This window comes from Clostridium puniceum, from assembly GCF_002006345.1.
GTDB classification, from domain to species: domain Bacteria; phylum Bacillota; class Clostridia; order Clostridiales; family Clostridiaceae; genus Clostridium; species Clostridium puniceum.
In genome coordinates, this window is the sequence record NZ_LZZM01000223.1 from 36,463 (window position 1) to 61,152 (window position 24,690).

Annotated in this window: 25 protein-coding genes; 22 read left to right on the forward strand and 3 right to left on the reverse strand. The window is 28.7% G+C overall.

All coding sequences use genetic code 11. The annotated features are described in order from the left end of the window. Complete coding sequence (locus CLPUN_RS23525; RefSeq protein WP_077849641.1) at positions 1–636, forward strand: thiamine diphosphokinase; 636 nt, start codon at positions 1–3, stop codon at positions 634–636. 409 nt (positions 637–1,045) lie between these two features. On the opposite strand, the gene rpmB is transcribed toward CLPUN_RS23525, so the two are convergent. After that, on the reverse strand, positions 1,046–1,237 hold the full coding sequence (gene rpmB, locus CLPUN_RS23530; protein WP_008424849.1) for a 50S ribosomal protein L28: 192 nt from the start codon (positions 1,235–1,237) through the stop codon (positions 1,046–1,048). 207 nt (positions 1,238–1,444) lie between these two features. Here rpmB and CLPUN_RS23535 point away from each other — a divergent pair, with 207 nt between their 5' ends. The 6 genes from CLPUN_RS23535 to CLPUN_RS23560 all read left to right on the forward strand — a co-directional run bounded on the left by CLPUN_RS23535 (position 1,445) and on the right by CLPUN_RS23560 (position 7,378). Then, complete coding sequence (locus CLPUN_RS23535; protein WP_077849642.1) at positions 1,445–1,795, forward strand: Asp23/Gls24 family envelope stress response protein; 351 nt, start codon at positions 1,445–1,447, stop codon at positions 1,793–1,795. A 14-nt stretch (positions 1,796–1,809) separates the two neighbouring features. Next, positions 1,810–3,456, forward strand: coding sequence for a DAK2 domain-containing protein (locus CLPUN_RS23540; RefSeq protein ID WP_077849643.1), 1,647 nt, complete (start codon positions 1,810–1,812; stop codon positions 3,454–3,456). Positions 3,457–3,515: 59 nt separating this feature from the next. Then, complete coding sequence (gene recG, locus CLPUN_RS23545; protein ID WP_077849644.1) at positions 3,516–5,549, forward strand: ATP-dependent DNA helicase RecG; 2,034 nt, start codon at positions 3,516–3,518, stop codon at positions 5,547–5,549. Between the two features lie 235 nt (positions 5,550–5,784). Further along, entirely contained in the window at positions 5,785–6,342 is a 558-nt protein-coding gene (gene rsmD / locus CLPUN_RS23550) for a 16S rRNA (guanine(966)-N(2))-methyltransferase RsmD (protein ID WP_077849645.1), read from the forward strand. Positions 6,343–6,344: 2 nt separating this feature from the next. Further along, complete coding sequence (gene coaD, locus CLPUN_RS23555) at positions 6,345–6,824, forward strand: pantetheine-phosphate adenylyltransferase (protein WP_077849646.1); 480 nt, start codon at positions 6,345–6,347, stop codon at positions 6,822–6,824. A gap of 11 nt (positions 6,825–6,835) precedes the next feature. Beyond that, positions 6,836–7,378 carry an ATPase gene (locus CLPUN_RS23560; RefSeq protein ID WP_077849647.1) on the forward strand — a complete coding sequence of 181 codons (543 nt, stop codon included), beginning with the start codon at positions 6,836–6,838 and terminating at the stop codon, positions 7,376–7,378. Here CLPUN_RS23560 and ylbJ read toward each other — a convergent pair. Beyond that, positions 7,358–8,539: a sporulation integral membrane protein YlbJ gene (ylbJ, locus tag CLPUN_RS23565; RefSeq protein ID WP_077849648.1), complete on the reverse strand. Its 1,182-nt coding sequence runs from the start codon at positions 8,537–8,539 to the stop codon at positions 7,358–7,360. The genes CLPUN_RS23560 and ylbJ overlap by 21 nt on opposite strands. 136 nt (positions 8,540–8,675) lie before the next feature. Then, positions 8,676–9,872, reverse strand: coding sequence for a nucleotidyltransferase (locus CLPUN_RS23570; protein ID WP_198944399.1), 1,197 nt, complete (start codon positions 9,870–9,872; stop codon positions 8,676–8,678). A 794-nt stretch (positions 9,873–10,666) separates the two neighbouring features. On the opposite strand from CLPUN_RS23570, the gene pta reads away from it, so the two are divergent. The 15 genes from pta (at position 10,667) to CLPUN_RS23640 (ending at position 24,615) form a co-directional block, all read left to right on the forward strand. Continuing rightward, positions 10,667–11,668, forward strand: a complete 1,002-nt coding sequence (gene pta / locus CLPUN_RS23575) for a phosphate acetyltransferase (RefSeq protein ID WP_077849650.1) — start codon at positions 10,667–10,669, stop codon at positions 11,666–11,668. Positions 11,669–11,701: 33 nt separating this feature from the next. Then, on the forward strand, positions 11,702–12,907 hold the full coding sequence (locus CLPUN_RS23580) for an acetate kinase (RefSeq protein WP_077849651.1): 1,206 nt from the start codon (positions 11,702–11,704) through the stop codon (positions 12,905–12,907). A gap of 167 nt (positions 12,908–13,074) precedes the next feature. Next, the gene (locus CLPUN_RS23585; RefSeq protein ID WP_077849717.1) at positions 13,075–13,581 is read left to right on the forward strand and encodes a YceD family protein; all 507 of its coding nucleotides are present in this window, start codon (positions 13,075–13,077) and stop codon (positions 13,579–13,581) included. A gap of 3 nt (positions 13,582–13,584) precedes the next feature. Next, positions 13,585–13,767, forward strand: coding sequence for a 50S ribosomal protein L32 (rpmF, locus tag CLPUN_RS23590; protein WP_077849652.1), 183 nt, complete (start codon positions 13,585–13,587; stop codon positions 13,765–13,767). A gap of 257 nt (positions 13,768–14,024) precedes the next feature. Then, positions 14,025–15,026 carry a phosphate acyltransferase PlsX gene (plsX, locus tag CLPUN_RS23595; protein WP_077849653.1) on the forward strand — a complete coding sequence of 334 codons (1,002 nt, stop codon included), beginning with the start codon at positions 14,025–14,027 and terminating at the stop codon, positions 15,024–15,026. Positions 15,027–15,105: 79 nt separating this feature from the next. Beyond that, on the forward strand, positions 15,106–15,336 hold the full coding sequence (gene acpP, locus CLPUN_RS23600) for an acyl carrier protein (protein ID WP_077849654.1): 231 nt from the start codon (positions 15,106–15,108) through the stop codon (positions 15,334–15,336). Between the two features lie 123 nt (positions 15,337–15,459). Further along, positions 15,460–16,158, forward strand: a complete 699-nt coding sequence (gene rnc / locus CLPUN_RS23605; RefSeq protein ID WP_077849655.1) for a ribonuclease III — start codon at positions 15,460–15,462, stop codon at positions 16,156–16,158. Next, positions 16,151–17,179, forward strand: a complete 1,029-nt coding sequence (locus CLPUN_RS23610; RefSeq protein WP_077849656.1) for an elongator complex protein 3 — start codon at positions 16,151–16,153, stop codon at positions 17,177–17,179. The genes rnc and CLPUN_RS23610 overlap by 8 nt, the downstream gene beginning before the upstream one ends. A gap of 122 nt (positions 17,180–17,301) precedes the next feature. Further along, positions 17,302–17,394 carry a DUF4044 domain-containing protein gene (locus tag CLPUN_RS28255; protein ID WP_198944400.1) on the forward strand — a complete coding sequence of 31 codons (93 nt, stop codon included), beginning with the start codon at positions 17,302–17,304 and terminating at the stop codon, positions 17,392–17,394. A 17-nt stretch (positions 17,395–17,411) separates the two neighbouring features. Next, positions 17,412–20,975, forward strand: a complete 3,564-nt coding sequence (gene smc, locus CLPUN_RS23615) for a chromosome segregation protein SMC (RefSeq protein WP_077849657.1) — start codon at positions 17,412–17,414, stop codon at positions 20,973–20,975. A 12-nt stretch (positions 20,976–20,987) separates the two neighbouring features. Beyond that, entirely contained in the window at positions 20,988–21,896 is a 909-nt protein-coding gene (gene ftsY / locus CLPUN_RS23620; RefSeq protein WP_077849658.1) for a signal recognition particle-docking protein FtsY, read from the forward strand. Between the two features lie 303 nt (positions 21,897–22,199). Further along, a complete protein-coding gene (locus tag CLPUN_RS23625; RefSeq protein ID WP_077849659.1) occupies positions 22,200–22,529 on the forward strand; it encodes a putative DNA-binding protein in 330 nt (109 codons plus the stop codon). A 13-nt stretch (positions 22,530–22,542) separates the two neighbouring features. Next, on the forward strand, positions 22,543–23,895 hold the full coding sequence (ffh, locus tag CLPUN_RS23630) for a signal recognition particle protein (protein ID WP_077849660.1): 1,353 nt from the start codon (positions 22,543–22,545) through the stop codon (positions 23,893–23,895). Positions 23,896–24,093: 198 nt separating this feature from the next. Next, complete coding sequence (gene rpsP, locus CLPUN_RS23635) at positions 24,094–24,339, forward strand: 30S ribosomal protein S16 (RefSeq protein ID WP_077849661.1); 246 nt, start codon at positions 24,094–24,096, stop codon at positions 24,337–24,339. 48 nt (positions 24,340–24,387) lie between these two features. Continuing rightward, a complete protein-coding gene (locus tag CLPUN_RS23640; protein ID WP_077849662.1) occupies positions 24,388–24,615 on the forward strand; it encodes a KH domain-containing protein in 228 nt (75 codons plus the stop codon). Positions 24,616–24,690: the final 75 nt, after the last annotated feature.

The window sequence follows — 24,690 nt, forward strand, 5'->3', positions numbered from 1 at the left end:
TTGATTGTAGCAATTATAAGTGGAGGAACACCACCGTCAGAAAAGCTATTAAAGAATTATCTTAAGAAAGTAGATTTTATAATAGCAGCTGATAAGGGATGTGAATGTTTATATGATTATAATATTATTCCTGATTTGCTTTTAGGTGATTTTGACTCGGCTAATAAACAAATTTTAGATACTGCCAAACTGCAAATAAAAGAAGTTTTGGAGTTTCCGCCAGAAAAAGATTATACAGATACTGAAATTGCAATAATTGAAGCTATTAAAAGAGGAGCTGAAAAAATATATTTATTTGGAGCAACTGGATCTAGGATAGATCATACGCTTGGAAATATAGGGCTTCTTTTAACTGCTAAGAAAAAGGGTATAATTTTAAAAATAATAGATGATAATAATAAACTTTATCTTGGCAAACGTAAAATGACATTACGAGGAAAGTGTGGAGAAACTATATCTTTTCATGCTCTAAGTGATAAGGTGGCTAATTTAGAAATTAAAGGTGGCAAATATAAATTGGAAAGTTATGATATGAACTTGTTAGAACCAAGAGCTATATGCAATGAATTTGTTGATTCTCCGATAGAAATTAGGTATGATTCAGGTGAATTACTAATTCTTCATTCAAGAGACTAAAATATAATGCAAAAATCTTATTTAGTTTGAATTACATTAAAATAAGTAAGTTTTTCTAAACAGTATGTTACAGGAAAATTTGCTTATTTTTATTGAAGATTTTTTGATAAAGTTGAAATATTTTACTTGGAAACTGAATATTATTATAATAAGACAATTATAGTTTTAAGAGAGTTTTATATTATTAATGTTTAGGAGATGGGATTATGAAAATAATAGCATTTAAATTACCAAAATTTTTATCAAATATAATAAAATTTTTTAGAAGAAAAAACTAGAGTACATAAGGCATATTATAAATTTACCTTTGAAGCATATATGAAATATATCATTCCATATGCCTTAAATGCAAAAAAATCTAAAAATAAAAAATGCAATTGGGATAACAATTGCATTTTTTATTATGAACTTATATTGCTCTTTGAACCTTTCCAGATCTAAGGCATCTTGTACATACATGAACAGTTTTTGGTGTTCCGTTAACTAAAGCTTTTACTTTCTTTATGTTAGGAGCCCAAGTTCTCTTTGATTGACGATGTGAATGGCTATAGCTAACTCCAGCTACAACACCCTTATCACAAATTTCGCATCTTCTTGCCATTAGAAAACACCTCCTTATATTGCAAAGATAATCATCTTCAATAGGACAGAATAAATTATAACATAGGAAAATATTATAGGCAAGAGAAAATGTTAATTATTATGGAAAAAATATTATTTATAATATATATTTCGTCCATACTTGAATAAAATATAGTTCTAATATAAAATATAGAGATAGGATAAGAAGAGTTTAGGAGGAATATGAATGGTTGGATTTTCAAATGAAAATGGTAATATAAATTATTCAGAAGAAGTTTTAGCAAAGATTGTTGGATTATCAACAATGGAATGCTATGGAGTTGTTGGCATGGTTTCAAGAAATGCTGGCGAAGGACTTTGGCAACTTATGGGGATCGAAAATTTAAGCAAAGGTGTAAAAATAGAATTAACAGGTGAAGATAAATTGCAAATAGAATTATTTGTTATGGTTGAATATGGAACTAAGATATCAGTAATATCTAATAATATAATTCAAAAAGTTCGTTATAGTGTTGAAAATTATACAGGACTTAAGGTTTCATCTATAACAGTAAATGTGCAAGCGGTTAGAGTTTAGGAGGTTAAAACTAAATGGAATATACAAAAATTAACGGCCGTGATTTTTATAACATGGTTGTAAATGCTAGTAATAGACTGTTAGAACAAAGTGATTTTGTAAATGCACTAAATGTATTCCCAGTACCAGACGGAGATACAGGAACTAACATGTCGATGACATTTAAAGCAGCAGTAAAGGAAATTGAAAATATAAATACTGATTCTATAGGAGAAATATCTAAAAAGTTAGCTAAGGGCGCTTTAATGGGAGCTAGAGGAAATTCTGGTGTTATATTATCTCAAATACTTAGAGGTATTTCTAAAGGGTTAGAAGGAAAAAAAGAAGTAAATGTTACTGAGTTTGCGATTGCAGTTCAAGAAGGATCAAAATCTGCATATAAAGCAGTAATGAGACCAACAGAAGGAACTATACTTTCAGTAATTAGAGCAGCAGCAGAAGCAGCGGTTATATCTAATGCAAAAGATATGAAACATTTTATGGAAGAAATAACCATCGAAGCCAAAGAGATGTTAGATAGAACTCCAGAATTGTTACCAGCACTAAAAAAAGCTAAAGTTGTTGATTCTGGTGGAATGGGTTTGTATATTATACTTCAAGGTATGTTTGAAGCGTTAAAAGATGAAATCCAAGCAGAAATAAGTGATTTAACAGCTAATTCATCTAATAATACTTTAGCTAAAGATACTGAAGAAATTGATATTAAGTTTGGTTATTGTACAGAATTTATAATACTTGGAGATGCTAAGTTTGCAAAAAAATTCCAAGGTGAAATAGAAACTCTTGGTGATTCAATGATTGTTGTTGGATACGATGATGTTATTAAAGTTCATATACATACAAATGATCCAGGGTTAGTATTGTCAAAAGCTGTAAAAATAGGTGAATTATCAAAAATTAAAATTGATAATATGAGGGAAGAACATAGAGAAATTTTAGTTAATGCTAAAGATAAAGAAGCAGCGACTGCTCACGTAGAAGCTGAAAATTCAGAAGAAGAAATTAAAAAATATGGATTTGTAACAGTAGCTATGGGTGATGGGATTTCAAATATATTTAAGGATTTAGGAATTGATTATGTTATTGAAGGTGGGCAAACTATGAATCCATCTACTCAAGATATTTTAGATGCTATTAATAAGATAAATGCTGAACATATTTTTATTATGCCTAATAATAAAAACATAATTATGGCAGCTAATCAAGCGGCAGAAATATCTGATAAAGATATAAGAGTAGTTCCAACAACAACTATTCCTCAAGGAATAGTATGTGCTACTATGTTTAATTTGGATTCAGAAGTAGATGATAATTTTAATAATTTAAAAGATACTATTCAAGAAGTAAAAACAGGCTCAGTAACTTATGCAGTTCGTGATACTGAAATTGATGGTATAGATATTAAAGAAGGCAATATGTTAGGACTCGTAGAAGGAAAAATAAAAGAAGTAGGCGAAGATAAGAAAATAGTTGCAATCAAAGTGCTAGAAAAAATGATAGATGATGAATGCGAACTTATTACAATATATTATGGTGAAGAAGTAAGTGTTGAAGAGGCTAATGAATTTGAATTAGAATTAAAAGATAAATACGAAGATTTGGATATTCAATTTTATAAGGGAAATCAACCTCTTTACTATTTTTTAATGTCAGTAGAATAAAATAATAATAAAAGCGCCTATAATAGGTGCTTTTATTATTTTGGGAAGGAGATAAAACTTTGGATATATACAGTAATATTTCTGCTTTAAAAGGGGTAGGCCCAAAAGTTACCGAAAAATTAAATAGATGTGGAATTTTTAATATATTAGACATTTTATTATATTTTCCAAGAGATTATGAGTTTATAGATGGAAATGTAGAGTTTGAAGGTATAACAGGGGAAGAAAAACAAATTTTAAAATGTGAAGTTGTTAGATTTAAAAGTGACGTTAAAACTAAGACTGGAAAATTATTGACAACAATAGAATTTAATTATAATGGGTACAAAGTATCAGGGAAATGGTTTAATCAAAGATATGTAAAAAATTCTTTCGTGCAAGGAAAAATATATAACTTAATGGGGAAATTTAAAAGAATAGGGAATATGTTAGAAGTAGTTAATCCAATAATTACTTGTGAAGAGGCATTATCTAGTGAAATTTTACCTAAGTATCCATTGAAAGCAGATATAAGTAATAAATTATTTGAGAAATTGATTAATGAAATTTTATCACATATGGCGGTTAAAGAAAATTTGTCTAATGACATAGTAGATAAGTATTCTTTGATTTCTTTAAATGATGCTATAAGAAGTATACATTTCCCAGAAAATAAAGAAATGCTAGAAAAGGCTAAAATAAGATTAAAGTTTCAAGAGCTATTTACATATTCGCTAAAATTACTACTTTTAAAATATAAAATTAAAAAAAATACTAATGGGATATTTTTTGAATGGTCAGAGGAATTTAGCCAGTTTAAAGAAAGACTGCCGTTTCCACTTACTAATGCTCAGACTAGAGTGGTTCGTGAAATTTTAAGAGATCAAAAATCAAATTATTCTATGAATAGATTGATTCAAGGAGATGTTGGAAGTGGAAAAACAATAGTTGCATTAATAGCTATTTTTAATGTTATTAAGAATGGATACCAATGCGCATTTATGGCACCAACAGAAATTCTTGCAAGCCAACATTTTGAAGAAGCTAAAAAGGTATTTAGAGATTTTAATATAGAAATAGAATTGTTAACAGGCACAACAACTTCGAAAGAAAAGCAAAGAATTAAAGAGAGAATAAAAATAGCTAAACCTATTTTGGTAATAGGAACCCATGCACTTTTTCAAGATGATGTGGAGTTTGTAAAACTTGGGTTAATAGTGACTGATGAGCAACATAGATTTGGTGTAGAACAAAGAAGTAAGCTTATAAATAAAGGAAGAAGGGCAGACTGTTTGGTTATGACAGCAACACCAATTCCTCGAACGCTGGCTTTATATCTTTATTCTGATTTAGATGTTTCTATAATTGACGAATTGCCACCAGGCAGAAAGAAAATAGATACTAGATTTTATACAGATTCACAAAGAGATATAGGTTATGAATTGGCTCATGATGAAATAAAACAAGGAAGACAAGTGTATATTGTTTGTCCGCTTATTGAAGAAGATGAAAAGGACGAATTAAATTCAGTTGAAACTGTATATAATAAAGTTACTAATGGGGTTTTTAAGGATCTAAAAGTTGAAATTCTTCATGGAAAGATGAAAGGATCGGAAAAAGACGAAATAATAAAGAGATTTAAGAATAATGAATTTAATGTTTTAATTTCAACTACTGTAATTGAGGTTGGAGTTAATGTCCTTAATGCTTCTGTTATGATTGTAGAAAATGCAGAGAGATTTGGTCTTTCTCAGTTGCATCAGTTAAGAGGACGAGTGGGAAGAGGTGAATATTCATCTTATTGTGTATTAATAGCAAAGGCTAAAAGTAATACCACTAAAAAGAGAATGCAAATAATGACAGAATGCAGTGATGGTTTTTTAATATCAGAAAAGGATTTAGAACTTAGAGGTGCGGGTGAAATGTTCGGGCGAAAACAAAGCGGTGATGAGGGCTTTATACTTGCAAATTTATATGATGATATAAAAATTTTAAGATGCGCTAAACTTGAAGCAAATAATATTTTAAAAAATCAAACAGATTTAAATAAAGAAATGATAAATGAACTTGGAAAAAATTTGGAGAAAAGCAGTAAATATATTTGTTTTAATTAATTTGAAATTATATATGTATATATGTTAATATATAAAATATATACAATTAGGCATATTAAAAAATTAATAAGTCAATATGCGGGTTTATTTAGTGTTAAATCACTTGATGAGGTTAATCTAATAATAGGGTGAGTGTACTAATAAGAAAACATATTTTCTTATTAGTACACAAAATATATATATGATATCTTTGACTCATTATTTCAATTTATATGACTGAGGGAGGAATAAAATTTTGAGAATAATAGCAGGAAAAGCAAGAGGGCATAAATTAATGCCTCCAGCAACAATGGAAACAAGACCTACACTAGATAGAGTTAAAGAAGCTATGTTTAGCTCAATTCAATCATATATACAAGAGGCAGTTGTTGTTGATGTCTTTTCAGGAACAGGAAGCTTAGGGTTAGAAGCTGCGAGTAGAGGTGCAAGCGAAGTTTATTTATTTGATAAAAGTGATGTAACTTTTCCTTTATTAAAGCAAAATGTGGAAAATCTTAAATTTCAGGATTTTTGTTTTCCAATAAAGACTGATGCGTATGCAGGGCTTAAACAATTGGCAAGTAAAGGAAAGATGTTTGATATAATATTTATAGATCCACCTTATTGCAAGGAAATGATTCCAGAAGCTATGAAAATTGTCAAGGAAAATGAATTGTTAAATAAAGATGGAATAATAGTTACCAAAATAGATACTATAGAAGGTATATATGAAGGATATGTAGATATAAAATTAACTAAGAGCAAAAAATACGGAAATACTACCGTATGCTATTACAAATATGAGGAGAAATAATAATGAAAATTGCAGTATATCCAGGAAGTTTTGATCCTATAACTAATGGTCATCTTGATATCATAAGGCGAGGAGCAAAGGTTTTTGATAAGGTTATAGTAGCTGTATTAGTTAATGTGGATAAGAAGTATCTTTTTGAAATTGATCAAAGAGTTGAATTAATAAAAAAAGTTACAAGAGATATAGAGAATGTTGAAGTTAGAAGTTTTGATGGACTTTTAGTAAATTTTTTGAAAGAATGTAATACCAATATAATTTTAAAGGGACTAAGAACTACTTTTGATTTTGAATATGAGTTGCAAATGGCATTTATGAATAGTGAATTAGATTCTAATATTGAAACTGTATGTATGATGTCATCTTCTAAAAATCTACATATAAGTTCTTCGTGTGTTAAACAAGTGGCAAAATTTGGTGGAAATATTGAAGGACTTGTTCCAAGTGAGATTGTCTCAGATATAATATCTAGAATAAATATCTAAGGAGTGTTTTTATGGAGAAAATGGATGTAAATATTATAGAGCTATTAGAGTATTTGCAAGATTTGGTGGAAAATTCACCCAAGGTGCCAATGAGTGGTAAAGTTATGATTGATAAAAGAGAAATTATTGAAGTTGTTGATCAAATAATCAATTATTTGCCAGATCAATTTAAAAAAGCTGAATGGGTTATGAATGAAAGAGAAAGAATATTAAATGAAGCTAAAAAGGAATATGATTCAGTTCGAAAAGAAACTATGACAATGATGAGGCAAAATGTTGAAAATCATGATATTGTGAAGGAAGCAAAAGTCAGAGCTCAAGAAATCATAGCCTCAGCACAACGAGATGCTAAGGCTATAAGATTAGGTTCAAGAGACTATTCAGATGAGATATTAACTCAATTAGATAACGAAATAGAAGAACAAAAAATAAGGTTAATAAAAAATCTACAAGAGAGTTTCGAATCAGCTGCAAAAGAAATAGATTCTAATTTATCTAATGCATGTGAGGTTATAAAAGACAATGTCAAAGAATTACGCAGCATGAAAAAGTAGTTTAGAAATCTTATTAAGAATAATAAGTAAAACTGTTAATGCAATTATTATTAATAGTGGTTGTAAATATGTATATACACATGAAAAAGAATTTGACATAAGCTTAGATGTGTATATACTTGTAGGTAATAATTTAAATAATACATAAGTTGTAGCAAAGCTAAAGATTCCTTGAATTATCTTAAAAAAAATATATTTATTATAATTAATTTTAGTTTCACTAACAAAGGAACTAACTTGAACAATTACAGCAAGACCAGAAAATGAACATAAGAAGCTTATTATACTTAATTTAAGTGAAAGAGGAAGAGAAAGTGTAGATATAATGTTACAACCATTTGTCATTTCTATGCTTCCTAAAAATAAACAGTATAAGGTCCCATTAGGTAAGGTTAAAAAAGTTTCTAATTGCTTAAATATAATATAAAAATAATTATTGTTTTTAACTAGAGAAATTACAACAGAAAAAATTACGATAAAACCTCCAATAGATAATGTAGTATTTATTCCATTTTGAACTGCATTTTTTATTGAGGTGCCAAAATTCACTGTTTCATATTTAGAATATGTTGGAGAACTTAATTTAATATTGGTTCTCTTTTTTTTGGTTACAAGTCCTATGAACAGAATGGACAGGTAATTCCCAATAAGTAAAATATAACCTAGTGATATATTTTTTAATAAAATTCCGGCTACAGATCCAATTAGAAATAATGGACCAACATTAGATGCGATGTTCAATAGTCTTTCATACTCCTCTTTTTCTATGTAATCCATAGCGTATAAATCAACACAATACTTAGCACCTAGTGGGTAACCGCACAAAATGCTTGCAACAATAGGAAACGAGCAATTTTTAGAAAGTCCGAGTGGTCTACAGATCAAAGGCCCAAGAAACTTAGAATAAAGGCTAATTCCATCATAATATATTAATAAATTACAAATAACTATAAATGGGAAAGTTGTTGGTAATATAGACTTGTACCATAATTTGCAGCCATCAATAGCAGCAGAAATACATTGGTTTATATTTAATATAAAAAGAATTATAAATATGGAAATAAACATGCAAATTATAATATTTCTTTTTATATTAAGTAGTCTAATCAATAAAATAATTAAGCTGATAATTAGAAACCATAAGATAATAATATATATCATGAAATCAACTCCAATCTGTATTTCACACCTTTAAGGCATATAAAATGAAATAACAAGCCAAATTTATCAGTATATTGACTTGTTATTTTTTCATATACTTAATCTATATATATTATTATGTTTATATAAATTATTACTATATTATTATTGGACCTTTTAAATAATCTGCCATAGGATTTATATTTTGATTTAAAAGAGAATATGCTTTAGTTGCTAAAATATCAATTTTCATATGATCACACAAATTATTTCTAGGAACCTTTGTTATTATATCAATACTTTCATTTGATTTTATGTCTTTTAGCATATTGCGACCGATAGAATTAAAGCCAAGAACTCTTGCGTATGGTGCAATCATTTTAGATAAATTAAGCAAATCAAATTCTTCAAGATTTAAAAAGCTTTGAGCAAGTATTCTATTAATTCTAGTATAGGTATATCTTTTGCTTTTAGAATTTAGTATTAGTTCATTTAAAGAATTAGAATTTAAAACCTCTTTTAGTATTTTATTTTCTAAGCCTTCAGAAATATCAGGTAAATTTAAAAGGGATTTTTCATTTGTAAATAGTTTATATTTAATGTATTTAAACATATCATCTTCAAAAATGAATGAATAATTTGAAGATGATAGATCACATAAAATATCATAACTAGCTTTTGGAAGAACATCAATTAATTCGTTTAGTGAATTTTCTTTTAGATGCTTTCTTATAGACGTAGCGGAGGAATAAGAAGCATTTAAATAATTATCATTATAGGAGGAACCTTCTCTTTTTAAAGTTTTAGGGGTTATTTCACTTTGTAATATCATTAAAGCTTTTATATATTCAATAGCCAAAATATTATTTGAACTAGATAATACATTAAAAACAGCATTAGAATTTAAATATTTATTAAGGGCATTTGCACGGCTCAAATGAAAAGGTAAGCCTAAATTTAAATTACTTTTTAAAAGCTTTTTATACTCAATAGGCTCAATAACTAAGGTTTTAGCTATACTTTCTAAAATATCTACGCTGCCTTCTTCACTTCCAAAATACAAATTATCTACGATACCTAATGAATTTAATAGAGAAACACTTCCAAAAGCAAAATATTCAGCAGAAGATAATGCATATACAGCAGGTAATTCTAAAACTAAATCGACTCCGTTCTTAATAGCCATTTCTGCTCTTTTCCATTTATCTATAATTCCGGGGATTCCCCTTTGCATGAAATTACCACTCATAACACAAACTATTCCATTAGCATTTGTGTCAGATTTTGCATTTTTAAGATGATATTCATGTCCTTTGTGAAATGGATTATATTCTGTAATTATTCCTGTAATCATTGATAATATTCTCCTTAATTTAATAAAAAATATATATTAAAATTTGAAATCTAATATTTACATAAGCATGTGGATATATACCTATTCTATGATAATCTAATAATAAGTATAGCATATATATTTTGATTAACAATGATTGATGAAAGCCTAAAAAGAAAGTTCGAAGAACGAAATGTGAAATTTCCAGTCTCACTTTTTCTTTGGAATTTCTAATCTATAGCCTAATTAAAATGTACAATTGTAATTAGGCTATTAATTAGAAATTTGTATAATATTAGTAAGTGGATTATAATTACTAATACTTAGTTACAGGAAGTGGAAATCCTAAAAAAATATTGTTAAAAAAAAAACTTTAGCTATATTCCTAGATTAAATATAAATTTTAAAAATAGTTAGAAAATTCTGAAAGAAAAGATTTTTTGAACTTAGCATATTAATATGTAAAAGTAGAGCTCATTTGATGATTTTGCTATAGAAATATGAGTTTTAGAGGAGAGAAATCCTTATAAAGACTTAGAATGGTAGAGTTTTCAATGTATAAAAACTCCTTAAATTAATACATTTTAAGGAGTTTTTATAGAGAATATATTAGAAAAATAAATTAATAAAAAAAAAAATTAAATTGTTAAAAATTATACTTTTACTATATAGTTATTTTGCAATATCATTGTTAGACAATTCAGATTATTGCCAATCTAAAGACTTCAATTTTGTAAAGAATTTATGTTGAAAAAACCATCAATATAGGAGTATAGTAATACTAGAGATAGAATATAGAGAGGAGCAAAATAGATATGGACCTTATGAAAAAAATATGGAATGCGGCTCAAGTAGATAAGAAAAAAATTGTTTTACCAGAAGGTAATGAAGAAAGAACTATAGTAGCTGCAGAAAAGATACATGAATTAGGACTGGCTTATCCAATTTTAATTGGAAATGAAGAAGAAATTTTAAATAAATCAAAGGAATTAGATGTTGATTTATCAGGAGTTCAAATAATAGATCCAGATAAAGCAGAAAACTTAAACAAATATATTACTGCCTTTTATGAGCTTAGAAAGAGTAAGGGCGTAACAATGGAAAAAGCAGATAAAATAGTTAGGGATCCTCTATATTTTGGAACTATGATGGTAAAATTAGATGATGCAGATGGTATGGTTTCAGGAGCTGTTCATACTACTGGAGATTTACTTAGACCAGGGTTACAAATAATAAAGACAGCACCGGGGGTATCTGTTGTTTCAAGCTTTTTTATAATGCAAATTCCTGGATCAACTTATGGAGAAGAAGGAACTCTTATATTCTCAGACTGTGCGGTTAATCCAAATCCAAATGAAGATCAATTGGCAGCAATTGCAATTGCAACAGCTGAAACAGCTAAGAATTTATGTAATATGGATCCTAAAGTAGCAATGTTATCGTTCTCTACAATGGGAAGTGCAGATAATGAATTAGTAGATAAGGTGAGAAATGCTACACAAAAAGCAAAGCAATTAAGACCTGATTTAGATATAGATGGAGAATTACAATTGGATGCCGCTATTGTTAAGAAAGTAGCAGATCAAAAAGCATCTAATAGTACAGTAGCTGGAAAAGCAAATGTTTTAGTATTCCCAGATTTGCAATCAGGAAATATAGGATATAAGCTTGTTCAAAGATTTGCCAATGCAGAAGCTATTGGGCCAGTTTGTCAAGGTTTTGCAAAACCAATAAATGATTTATCAAGAGGTTGTAGCTCAGATGATATAGTGAATGTTGTTGCATTAACAGCAGTTCAAGCGCAAACTAATAAATAAAATTAAAGATGGATATTAAAAGGAGACGAAGTTATGAAAGTATTAGTTATAAATTGCGGTAGTTCTTCATTAAAATATCAACTTATTGACATGAATAATGAAGAATCTTTAGCACAAGGTCTTGTTGAAAGAATAGGAATTAATGGGTCAATCTTAACTCAAAAGGTTGAAGGAAAAGATAAATATGAGGTTCAAACTACACTTAAAGATCACCAAGATGCAATTGAACTTGTTTTAAAAAGTTTAGTTGATGAAAAACATGGTGTGATAAAATCAATGGATGAAATATCAGCTGTTGGACATAGAGTTGTTCATGGTGGAGAAAAATATGCAAGTTCTGTAGTACTTGATGAAACTGTAATTAAAAATCTTGATGAATTTACAAAATTAGCACCACTTCATAACCCTCCAAACATAATAGGAATAAATGCTTGTAAAGCTCTTATGCCAAAAACTCCAATGGTAGCAGTTTTTGATACAGCATTCCATCAAACTATGCCTGAAAAAGCATATATGTATCCACTTCCATATGAATTATATAAAGAAGATCATATAAGAAGATATGGATTCCACGGAACGTCTCATAAATATGTAGCAGGAGAAATTGCAAAGTGGATGAATAAGGATGTTAAGGAATTAAAAACTATCACTTGTCATATAGGAAATGGTGTAAGTGTTACAGCAGTTGAAGGTGGAAGATCAGTAGATACTACAATGGGCTTTACTCCTTTAGATGGTATTATAATGGGATCAAGATCTGGAAGTATAGATCCTGCAATAGTTACTTATTTAATTAAAGAAAAAGGATATTCTATAGATGAAATAAATGATATCTTAAATAAGAAATCAGGAATTTTGGGAATATCAGGAATAGGAACAGATTTTAGAGATATTAGAAGTGCAGTTGAAAATGAAAATGATTCTAGAGCATTATTAGCTATGGATATATTTGGATACCAAATTAGAAAGCAAATAGGTGCTTATGCTGCAGTAATGGGTGGTGTAGATGCTATTGTATTTACAGCTGGAATTGGAGAACATGCTCCAGAAATAAGATCGAGAGCATTAGTTAATATGGAATTTTTGGGAATTGAAGTAGACTTAGAAAAAAATGAAAGCCATAATATTGGTGATGGAATGGAAATTTCTAAAGAAACTTCAAAAGTTAAAGTGGTTGTAATACCTACAAACGAAGAATTAATGATTGCAAAAGAAACTTTAGAATTAGTTCAAAAATAATTTAAGCACCTAAAAAGTTTGATGCTATAAATAAAATACCTTGACTTTTAAGCGCTTGCTTTATATAATAAATTGTGTTTGTTTTATAAATATATGCGCTAAGGAGTGAAGAAAGATATTGTTGCGTGATTTATAATAAATTTATTATGCAATATATATCTGTAATTATGAAAGTACAAATTTCAGATATTGTTTCAGGAAAAGATAGAAATAAAAAAATTGACTATGAATTTGAAATTCCACAATTTGATTTTGAGGGTACTAAAATTAAATCAGCAGGCTCTTGTCATGTGGATGGTATAATTTCAGCCAATAATTATGTTTTAATGCTAAATGCTGAAATTAAAGTTAATTTAGAAATGATATGCTCAAGGTGTTTAGATACCTTTATCTATCCAATAGATATTGATATAGAAGAAAGGTTTACAACTAACAGTAAATCACAAGATGATGAGGCTGTTGTTGTATTTGATGATGTTTTAGACATCACCGAAATAGTTGAAACGAGTATAATTTCAACTTTACCTATTAAAAGAATTTGCAAAGATGATTGCAAAGGTCTTTGCCAAGAATGTGGATGTAATTTAAATTTTAATACATGTTCTTGTAATAATGAAGACGTAGATATACGTTTTGAAGCCTTGAGAGGCTTGTTTGATAATAAGGAGGTGTAAAGTATGGGTTGTCCAGCAAGAAAAACTGGTAAAGCAAAAACTAAGTCAAGAAGAGCTCAAACTTTTAAAGCTAGTTTACCTGGTATAGTAGAATGTCCACAATGCCATGAAATGAAACTTGCTCATAGAGTATGTAAAAGCTGTGGTTTTTACAAAGGTAAGGAAGTTGTAGCTTCTGCAAACTAGAAGAAAGTCTTTATGACTTTCTTTTCTTATATACAAAAGAATATTATAAAGGTTTATTTTTATATGGATACATATGTTACGATTCAATTTTCAATTGAAAAAAAGTACGAAAATTAATTTAGATGTTAAATATTCAAAAAGTTAATTATTACAAAAGCATAAATTTTAACAAAAAATTAATGATAAAAGTGAATAGAGATGTTTAATGATTAAGACTGCTTTATTATTTGTATAAATACAATAAGAGGGGGATTAGAATGAAGATAGCTATAGATGGTATGGGTGGAGATAATGCACCTGTAGCTGTAATAGAAGGCGTAATTCAAGCCTTAAAGGAATATGATAACGTTGAATTATATATTACTGGACCAACAGAAATCATAAATTCAGAATTGGCTAAATATACTTATCCCAAAGAACGTATTACTGTAGTTGATGCTAGAGAGATAATTCTACCTAGTGAACATCCAGCTATGGCCCTAAGAAAGAAAAAAGATGCCAGCATAGTTAAGGCGTTAAATTTAGTTAAAGAAGGAACTTGTGATGGAATAATATCTGGGGGAAGTACAGGGGCATTTTTAGCAGGATGTACTTTAATAGTGGGTAGAATTAAAGGTGTAGAAAGACCTGCACTTGCACCTTTAATGCCAGGTAGACGTGGGAATTTTATGATAGTAGACGTTGGAGCTAATGTGGATTGTAAACCGTCATTTTTAGTTCAATTTGCAAAAATGGGAAAAATATATTACCAAAAGATCTTCGGTGTAAAAAATCCTAGTATAGGACTTATTAATATTGGAGAAGAAGAGGAAAAGGGGAATGAGCTTACAAAAGCTACGTTTAAACTCTTAAAAGAAGAAAAAGGTCTTAATTTTAAGGGGAATATAGAACCGAGAGAAATACCTACAGGAGATACTAATATTTTAGTAAGTGATGGCTTTGTGGGAAATACAGCTTTAAAAATGTATGAGGGAGCTGCTTCAAGTATTTTGGGAATAATAAAGGATGAGGTGATTAATTCATCAATTATATCCAAGTTAGGAATAGCGCTTTTAAAACCAGTGCTTAAAAACTTGCTAAAAAAGTTTGATTATAAGGAATATGGTGGAGCACCATTTTTAGGTGTTGATGGAATTTGTATAAAAGCTCACGGTAGTTCCGACGCAAAAGCCTTTAAAAATGCTATTAAACAAACCAAAATTTTCTATGAAAATAATGTGTTAGAAGATATAAAAAATGAATTTTCTATAGAAAAATAATAAAATATATTGAAACTAATATTGACGATTTAAACAATATATACTATTATCTAAATGTAGAACTTGGGAGGTGAAACAGATGTTTGAAAAAATCCAAGCAATTATTGCTGATAAATTAAGTATCGATGTAGAAAGCGTTGTTATGGAAGCATCTTTTATTGAAGATTTAAATGCTGACTCATTAGATATAGTTGAGCTTATAATGGCTCTAGAAGATGAACTAGATATCGAAATACCTGACGAAGATGTTGAAAACTTTAAAACAGTTGGAGATGTTGTCAATTACGTAAAAGCTCATCACGAAGAATAAAATAATCCCGCATGTCTGCGGGATTTTATATTTTCAGATTTAATTAGTTTATTCTTGAATTTGTTATAGTTGAATCTAAAATGTTTTAGCAGGTTGAAGAATACACTTCAAGGAGTGGAATTGATGAATAGATATACACTTAAAGAAATAGAGGAAAACCTAGGAGTTTATTTTAATAATCCTACTTTATTAAAAACAGCACTTACACATAGTTCTTTTGGAAATCAATTTAAGGACGCTGAATATAATGAAAGGCTTGAATTTTTAGGTGATTCAGTATTGCAGCTTTGTATTACGGAATATCTTTTTAATAACTTTAAGCATAAAAGTGAAGGGGAATTAACTAAGATAAGAAGTTTGATAGTTTGTGAAAATTCTCTTTATGAAATTGCAAAAAAGATAAATCTAGGGTCTTATATTAGAATGAGTAAAGGTGAAGAACTTACAGGCGGAAGAGAAAGAATTTCAATACAAGCCGATGCAGTTGAAGCAGTAATTGCTGCTGTCTATTTAGACAAAGGTATTGGATTTGTTAGAGATTTTATATTACTACATTTTGAAGAGGTTATAAAGAAGGCCATAAATAATGAAATAGTATTGGACTTTAAGACAAAGCTTCAAGAGCTACTTCAAAAAGATGGAGAAATAGTAATTCAATATGAATTAACAAAATATGAAGGTCCGCCACATAGAAGAAAATTTTTTACTAATGTGATTATAGATAAAAAACTTATGGGTGAAGGTTCGGGCTATAGTAAAAAAGAAGCAGAACAAAATGCAGCTAAACAAGCGTTAGATAAATTGGATGGTATGAATGAGTAAGAATTATTATATAATACCTATATTTGTGCCACATGAAGGATGTCCTCATAATTGTGTGTTTTGTAATCAAGATAGAATAACAGGAGTAACGGAGGTTGTTACAGCAGAAACTGTAAGAGGTACAATAAATGATTACTTAGAAACAATAAAAAATAAAAGTGCAACTATCGAGGTTTCATTTTTTGGTGGAACATTTACGGGTATAAGAGAAGAAAAGCAAAGAGAATTGTTAGAAGTAGCAAAAAGTTTTAAAGATAAAAAGCTTATAGATAAAATAAGACTTTCTACAAGACCAGATTATATTGATGAATATATATTAACTTATCTTAAAGAATATAGAGTTGACATAATAGAACTTGGTGTTCAGTCATTGGATGATGAAGTATTAAAAAAGGCAGGTAGAGGACATAGCGCTCTAGATGTTATAGAAGCTTCTAAGCTTATTAAAGAGTACAAATTTATTTTAGGTCATCAAATAATGCCAGGGCTTCCTGGAGATACTTTTGAGAAGAATATAAGCACAACTAAAGCATCTATTGAAATGAAACCAGACATTTGCAGAATATATCCATCATTGGTCATAAAAGATACACCTATGGAACAAATGTATAAAAGTAATGATTATGTTCCATATTCTTTAGAAGAAGCTGTGAATATAAGTAAAGTTATGTATGAGATGTATAGGAAAAATAAAATAAATGTAATTAGAATAGGTCTTCAGCCAACAGAAAGCATAAATGAAGGTAAGGATATCATAGCGGGTCCATTTCATCCTTCTTTTAGAGAATTAGTTGAAGGCAGTTTAATATCGGATATAATACTGAAAAATATGAATAAAGAAGAAGTCGCAGTAATTCATATTAATTCTAAAGATTTAAGTAAGCTTTATGCAAATAAAAAATTATATTTCAACAGGCTTAAGGAATTTAATAAAATCATTACAGTAGAGCAGGATGATAAAATAGAAAGAGGATATATAAAACTCTGTCTAAAAGATAAAAAATTAGATATAATATATTAGCGAGGGGAGACTCTCGCTTTTAATATTCTAGTAAGGTTATAATATTGCATATGTCTTAAGATTGTTGCATTGATATTTATTAATCTTTACTATAAACTAAGATACAATAAGGAGTGTTTAATATGAGAAAAAAGACTAGGGAAAAAATGAAAATTGTAATGGCTATTTTCGTTATAATAATATTTATTATAGGATTATTACCTACTATACTTTAGTTGTAAGGAGTGGGCACATGTTTTTAAAATCTCTGGAGATAAGAGGATTTAAATCCTTTGCTGATAAAACAGAATTAAATTTTAGAAAAGGCGTAACAGCTGTTGTAGGACCTAATGGAAGTGGGAAAAGTAATATTTCTGATGCAGTAAGATGGGTACTTGGAGAACAAAGTGTTAAAGTACTTAGAGGCGGAAAAATGGAAGATGTAATATTTTCTGGAACTCAGTTCAGAAAGGCAGTAGGACTTGCACAAGTTTCTTTAACACTTGATAATAGTGATGAAAAATTAGCTACAGAATATAATGAGGTAACAGTATCTAGAAGGATATTTAGATCTGGTGACTCAGAGTATCTAATAAACAATTCAAAATGCAGGCTTAAGGATGTAACTAATCTTTTTATGGATACAGGAATAGGTAAAGAAGGATATTCATTAATTGGACAAGGTAAGATTGAAGCTATTCTAAGTGGTAAGCCTGAAGAAAGAAGATCTCTTTTAGAAGAAGCAGCAGGTATCGTAAAATTTAAAAATAGAAAAGAAGAAGCAGAAAAAAAATTAAGTAATACTGATGATAATTTAGTTAGAATAAATGATATTTTATCTACATATGAAGAGCGTATAGAGCCTTTGAGAATTGAAAGAGAAAAAGCATTAGAATTTAATGAATTATCTAAGGATTTAAAGAAAAAGGAAGTATCACTTATAGTCCATACTATAAAGAATATGGAAGATGAATTAAAAAGTTTTAATGAAGATTTAGAACTGAAAATTAAGGAAATTGAAGATAAGCGAAAAGATATAGCAAGTGATAAAGAAAAGATTAAAAATTTAGAAGAAAAGATAGAAGAAATAGAAAAGAAAAACCTAGAAGAAAAAGAGCAATATTATAATTTAAAAGAATTAGTTAGTGAAGATGAAAAAAATATTGATCTTTATAATGAGAGAATCAAGAATTTTGAAGAAAAAATTAATAGAAATAACTATGAATTAAGTGATATAGCAAATAAAACAAACCAAATAAATGAAAATAAGATATTACTAGAAGACGAGTTGACTAGAAGGTTAGAAGAGCAAAAACATAGAAATGAAGAAATTGAAAAATTAGAAGAACATAATATAAAAAATTCTAAGGAACTTAAAAATATAGAAGAAGAACTTAAAGCTTTAAAGGAAGGCGAATTTGAATTATTAAGAAATAATTCGGAAATAAAAAATGAAATTACTATATTAAAAAAGGATATTTCACTTAGGGAAGAAAAAAGAGAAACTTTAAATGCATCAATATCATCTTTAGAACATAATATAGTAATCAATTCAGCAACCCATCAACGTTTAAATAATGATGTTGAAAATCAAAAACAAAAAATAAAGAATTTAGAGTTAGAAATTTTAGAAGATAAGAAGAAATTAGCTGTATTATCTGCTAATTTAACTAAAAAGGAAAATGAACTTAGAGAATTAAACAGTGTCTTAACTAAACTTGATGCTAATAAAGCCATGTTGGAAAACTTGGAAAAGCATTATGAAGGATATAATAGACCTGTAAAATCTTTAATGGAATCAATTCACAGAGAAAGAATCACGTCAGCTAATGATACTAAAGTTTTAGGTGAAGTTTTTACTGCCCAAAAGAAATATGAGACTGCTATAGAAATAGCATTAGGAGCAGCAATATCTAATGTAATAACAAAAAATGAAGAAATAGCTAAAGTTCTTATTGGATATTTGAAAAAAAATAATTTGGGAAGAGCAACCTTTTTGCCTTTGAATATAATAAAAGGGAGAAAATTAGAGTTAGATAAGAGTATTACTGAAGCTAATGGATATGTTGGTATTGGAAGTGACATAATATCTTATGATAAAGAATATGATCATATAATGAACTATGTTCTTGGGAGGACAATAATTTGTACCAATATGGATTGTGCTTTAAATATTGCACGTATTGGAAGGTATAATTATAAGATTGTTACTTTGGACGGGGAAGTGGTAAATCCAGGAGGAGCTTTAACGGGTGGTAGCATAAAAGGAAAAAATTCCAATGTTCTAGGTAGAAAAAGAGAAATTGAAGAATTAATTGAAGGTATAAATGAAAAGAAAAAACATTATGAAGAATTAACAGTTTTAGTTCAAGGTATTAAAGAGCAAATAAAAAAAATAGATGAAGGCATACTAAATAAAAGAGATGAAGTTCATGAAAAAAATATTGAATTAACTAAAAAAGAAAGTGAAATTCAAAGGCTAAAAAGTGATACGGATAAATTAAAGAGAAGTTTGGAAGTAACTAAAGAAGAACTTGAAAGAACAATAAATGAAAAAGAAAATATATTGGAAAGACTTAAAGTTAAGGAAGTTGAAATCGAATCACTTGAAGATGAAAATACATTTAATAAGAGTAAGAGTGTTGAATTACAAGAAGTAATAAATGTAAAAGCGCAAGAAGTAAATGATAATGATACTAAGCTTACAGAAATGAAAATAGATAAGGCTACTTTGGATGAAGCTATACAAAATAGAAAAAATGAATTATCGAGAATGGGAAATGAAACTGAAAATATAACTATTAAAAATGAACTTCTAAATAAAGAAAATAGTGAAAATAGAAATAGTATTGAGAGTTTAAATTTAGATATAAAAGTTAAAAATAAAAATATACAAGAAAATATTATTCAAATTAAAAATTTAGAATTAAACTTTAAAGATGATGAATTATCAAAAGAAAAGCTAAAACAAGAATTCAAAGAAAAAGATAATATAATAAGTAGGATTCTAGATGAAATCAGTCAAAAAGAAATGGAAGTCAATAAAAAAGAAGTAATTAAGGCTAAAAAAGAATCTGATAAAGAGTATATTTATATAAAACTTAATGAAGAATTAGAATTGACGTATGCAGAAGCTTTAGATATATGTGAACCTGTAATTCATGAAGATGCTTTAAAACAGGAAATTTCATCTACAAAAAGCAAGATAACAAAACTTGGAATAATAAATTTAGCTGCCATAGAAGAATATGAAGACATAAAGGAAAAGTATGAGTTTATGTCAGCACAAGCAGAGGATTTAGAAAAAGCTAAAGAGGAATTAAAGACTGTTATTAAAGATATGACTAATGAAATAAAAATTTTGTTTAAGGAAAATTTTAAAATTTTAAATCGTAACTTTAATGAAACTTTTAGAGATTTATTTAAAGGTGGAAGTGCAGAACTCATTTTAGGTGAAGGTGATGAACTTACAGCTAATATAGATATCAATGTAGAGCCGCCGGGTAAGAAGCTTCAAAATATTAATTTAATGTCTGGTGGAGAGAAGGTTTTATCTGCAATAGCATTACTTTTTGCAATTTTAAAAATGAAGCCAACACCATTTTGTATACTAGATGAAATTGAAGCAGCTCTAGATGATGCAAATGTATATAGATATGCAGAATTTTTAAAAGTGTTTTCTAAAAACACTCAATTTATTATAATAACTCATAGAAAAGGTACCATGGAAGTTAGTGATATTATATATGGAGTTACTATGGAGGAAAAAGGTATATCTAAAGTAGTATCAGTAGACTTATCAGAAAATTTTAATTAGGAGGAAATGAATTTGTTTGAAAATTTATTTAATAAACTAAAAGAAGGATTAACGAAAACTAGGGATGGATTAACTGATAAAATTAATGAAGCTTTAAATTTGGCAATAACTATTGATGAGGATTTATATGAGGAATTAGAAGAAATATTAATTGTGTCAGATGTAGGCATGGAGACTACAGTAGATATTATAGAGCGATTAAGAGTTAAGATACGTAAAGAAAAAATAAATGATCCTCAAGAAGTTAAACCAGCATTAAAGGAAGTTATAAGAGATATATTGCTTGAAGGCGATTATGAAGATGATGGAGAAGGTAAAAAAGTAATGCTTGTAATTGGGGTTAATGGAGTTGGAAAAACAACTTCTATTGGAAAGTTGGCAGCTAAGAATAAAGAAGATGGAAAAAAAATATTATTGGCTGCCGCAGATACATTTAGAGCAGCAGCAATAGATCAGCTTGAAGTCTGGAGCAATCGAGCTGAAGTTGACATAGTAAAACATCAAGAAGGTTCGGATCCAGCAGCTGTTATTTTTGATGCTATACAGGCAGCAAAAGCTAGAGATGTTGATTTGTTAATATGTGATACAGCTGGAAGACTTCATAATAAAAAGAATTTAATGAATGAACTTGAGAAGATAAATAGGATAATAGATAGAGAATTAGAAGGATATAAAAAGGAAACTTTACTTGTTTTAGATGCAACTACAGGACAAAATGCTGTAATTCAAGCAAAACAATTTATGGAGGCTTGTCCGATTGATGGAATAATATTAACTAAATTAGATGGAACAGCAAAGGGTGGTGTAGTTTTATCTATAAAACAAAGCTTGAATATTCCAGTTAGATATATAGGTGTTGGAGAGGGAATTGATGATCTTCAAAAATTTGATGCAGAAGGATTTGCAGAGGCGCTAATTTAATTAAGTTAAGAGTTTAGGAAGAAATTCCTTAAGTATTTCAAAAGAAGTATGTATTGATTAGAAGATGCAAAGTGTAAGTAAAAATTTAACAGTGAAATATCAGGATGATTTGTCCTTGAAAAGAGTAGTAATAATTAAAAAGTTTAACCTGTAATTCTATATGAAATATATATTGCAAATTAATAGAATGCTTTTAAATTAGTGTTTTGATGATGTATTATAAAAAAATAGAAGTGTTAAGTAAAAGTACTTGACACTTATAAAAAATCCTGTTAAAATCTTTTTTGTGGGTAAGGTGATTAAATGGAAGATAGAGTTGAGATTTCGTTGCTTATGGATTATTATGGTCCGTTGTTAACTGAAAAACAGTGTGAAATTATGCAATGGTATTATAATGATGATTTATCTTTGGCGGAAATAGCTGAAATTAATAATACGAGTCGTCAAGCTACTCACGATTTGATCAAGAGATGTTATAAACAGCTTCTCGCCTATGAAAGTAAGCTTAACTTACTTCAAAAGAGTATGGACAGAGAAAAGGAAATTATAAATTTTTTAGAGGATTTAAAAAATAAGTATTCCATAGATAATGAGGATATTATAAAATATAAAGATAAACTAGAAAATTTATAAGGAGGAGATAAACATGGCTTTCGAAGGATTAGGTGAAAAATTACAGGAAACTTTCAGAAAATTAAAAGGTAAAGGAAAGTTGAATGAAAAAGATATAAAAGAAGCCATGAGAGAAGTAAAGCTTGCCTTATTAGAAGCAGATGTTAACTATAAAGTTGTTAAACAATTTATTTCTTCTGTTAGCACTAAGTGTGTTGGAGATGAAGTACTTGAAAGCTTAACACCAGGACAACATGTAATAAAAATAGTTAATGAAGAACTTACTAATCTTATGGGTGGAAGTGAAAGTAAACTTAATTATAGTAGTTCAGGGCTTACGGTTATAATGCTAGTCGGACTACAAGGAGCAGGTAAAACTACAATGTGTGGTAAACTTGCATTAAACCTTAGAAAAGATAATAAGAAACCATTACTAGTAGCATGTGACATTTACAGACCTGCAGCTATAAAGCAATTAGAGGTTGTAGGAAAACAAATTGAAATTCCAGTATTTTCAATGGGAGATAAAGTTAATCCAGTTGATATTGCAAAGAATGGAATAGCCCATGCAAAAGATAATGGAAATAATGTAGTTATTATAGATACTGCAGGAAGACTTCATATTGATGAAGAATTAATGCAGGAATTAAAAAATATAAAAGAAAATGTAAAGCCATCAGAAATATTATTAGTTGTTGATTCGATGACTGGTCAAGATGCTGTTAATGTAGCAGAAAGTTTTAATAATGATTTAAACTTAACTGGAGTTATATTAACAAAATTAGATGGTGATACTAGAGGTGGAGCTGCACTTTCAATTAAGAGTATAATTGATAAGCCAATTAAGTATGCTGGTATTGGTGAAAAAATGAATGATTTTGAAGTGTTTCATCCAGATAGAATGGCATCAAGAATACTTGGAATGGGTGATGTGTTATCACTTATTGAAAAGGCTCAAGAAGCTATTGATGAAAAAGAAGCTGCTGATTTAGGTAAGAGAATGTTAAATCAAGAATTTAATTTTGATGATTATCTAATGGCAATGGAACAAATGAAGAAGCTTGGACCTTTAAATAAAATTTTAGAAATGATACCTGGTATGAATTCAAAGGAACTTCAAGGAGTTGACTTTGATAAAGGAACGGAAGCACTTGATAAAACTAAGGCGGTCATTCAATCTATGACAGCTAAAGAGAGAAAAAATCCAAGTCTTATAGCAAAATCTGCATCAAGAAAGACAAGAATAGCTAAAGGATCAGGTACAAGTGTTCAAGAGGTTAATAAGCTTATGAAAGGCTATGAGATGATGAAGAAGAATATGAAACAAATGAAATCATTTCAAAAGCAATCAAAAAAAGGTGGCTTATTTGGAAAGTTACCATTTTAGAACTAAGGCATATTTGGTAAGTATTTTATCCGATAACTAGTAGTTTTAAAATTCAGCTTTTAATAAGAGCGGGATTGTAGTTGGTAGTTGATGGATAAGTTCAACTAAGATTCAAATGGATTAAACCAATATTGAATTAAGTTTCACTTAATGCGATACCTAAAATATATAAATACCTTTGAAGGAGGTGAAATTAAAATGGCAGTAAAAATCAGATTAAGAAGAATGGGATCTAAAAAGGCTCCTTTCTATAGAATAGTTGTTGCTGATTCAAGAGCACCAAGAGATGGTAAATTTGTTGAAGAAATTGGATACTATAATCCATTAACTGAACCAGTTGAAGTTAAAATCAACGAAGAAAAAGCTAATAAATGGTTATCTAATGGAGCACAACCAACAGACGTAGTTAAAAGACTTTTCACTAATGCAGGTCTTACTAAGTAATTTTTGGAGGTGAATTCTACAATTAGTACATACTGATTGTAGACGTTTATGAAGGAATTAGTTGAATATATGGCTAAATCTCTTGTTGAGAACCCAGCTGCAGTTATTGTTAAAGAAGTAGAAGAAGAGCAATCTATAATACTAAAATTAACAGTAGCACCAGAAGATATGGGGAAGATTATAGGCAAGCAAGGAAGAATTGCTAAGGCTATAAGGACAGTTATAAAAGCTGTAGCAGTTAAACAGAATAAACGAGTTATAGTAGAAATCATCTGAAAATTAAGAGTTAGGGTTAACCTAACTCTTTTTAGGTATATAAAAAAGAAATAAAAGTTTATAAATACTTATTGT

Bases quoted from the DNA above. Each gene is read 5' to 3' on its own strand.
- smc (WP_077849657.1), top strand. From the start codon at position 17,412: ATGTTTTTAAAATCTCTGGAGATAAGAGGATTTAAATCCTTTGCTGAT.
- CLPUN_RS23540 (WP_077849643.1), top strand. From the start codon at position 1,810: ATGGAATATACAAAAATTAACGGCCGTGATTTTTATAACATGGTTGTA.
- CLPUN_RS23625 (WP_077849659.1), top strand. From the start codon at position 22,200: ATGGAAGATAGAGTTGAGATTTCGTTGCTTATGGATTATTATGGTCCG.
- CLPUN_RS23640 (WP_077849662.1), top strand. From the start codon at position 24,388: ATGAAGGAATTAGTTGAATATATGGCTAAATCTCTTGTTGAGAACCCA.
- CLPUN_RS23535 (WP_077849642.1), top strand. From the start codon at position 1,445: ATGGTTGGATTTTCAAATGAAAATGGTAATATAAATTATTCAGAAGAA.
- pta (WP_077849650.1), top strand. From the start codon at position 10,667: ATGGACCTTATGAAAAAAATATGGAATGCGGCTCAAGTAGATAAGAAA.
- CLPUN_RS23610 (WP_077849656.1), top strand. From the start codon at position 16,151: ATGAGTAAGAATTATTATATAATACCTATATTTGTGCCACATGAAGGA.
- CLPUN_RS23560 (WP_077849647.1), top strand. From the start codon at position 6,836: ATGGAGAAAATGGATGTAAATATTATAGAGCTATTAGAGTATTTGCAA.
- rnc (WP_077849655.1), top strand. From the start codon at position 15,460: ATGAATAGATATACACTTAAAGAAATAGAGGAAAACCTAGGAGTTTAT.
- rpmF (WP_077849652.1), top strand. From the start codon at position 13,585: ATGGGTTGTCCAGCAAGAAAAACTGGTAAAGCAAAAACTAAGTCAAGA.
- plsX (WP_077849653.1), top strand. From the start codon at position 14,025: ATGAAGATAGCTATAGATGGTATGGGTGGAGATAATGCACCTGTAGCT.
- rpsP (WP_077849661.1), top strand. From the start codon at position 24,094: ATGGCAGTAAAAATCAGATTAAGAAGAATGGGATCTAAAAAGGCTCCT.
- ylbJ (WP_077849648.1), bottom strand. From the start codon at position 8,539: ATGATATATATTATTATCTTATGGTTTCTAATTATCAGCTTAATTATT.
- CLPUN_RS23585 (WP_077849717.1), top strand. From the start codon at position 13,075: ATGAAAGTACAAATTTCAGATATTGTTTCAGGAAAAGATAGAAATAAA.
- acpP (WP_077849654.1), top strand. From the start codon at position 15,106: ATGTTTGAAAAAATCCAAGCAATTATTGCTGATAAATTAAGTATCGAT.
- coaD (WP_077849646.1), top strand. From the start codon at position 6,345: ATGAAAATTGCAGTATATCCAGGAAGTTTTGATCCTATAACTAATGGT.
- rpmB (WP_008424849.1), bottom strand. From the start codon at position 1,237: ATGGCAAGAAGATGCGAAATTTGTGATAAGGGTGTTGTAGCTGGAGTT.
- CLPUN_RS28255 (WP_198944400.1), top strand. From the start codon at position 17,302: ATGAGAAAAAAGACTAGGGAAAAAATGAAAATTGTAATGGCTATTTTC.
- ffh (WP_077849660.1), top strand. From the start codon at position 22,543: ATGGCTTTCGAAGGATTAGGTGAAAAATTACAGGAAACTTTCAGAAAA.
- CLPUN_RS23580 (WP_077849651.1), top strand. From the start codon at position 11,702: ATGAAAGTATTAGTTATAAATTGCGGTAGTTCTTCATTAAAATATCAA.
- CLPUN_RS23570 (WP_198944399.1), bottom strand. From the start codon at position 9,872: ATGATTACAGGAATAATTACAGAATATAATCCATTTCACAAAGGACAT.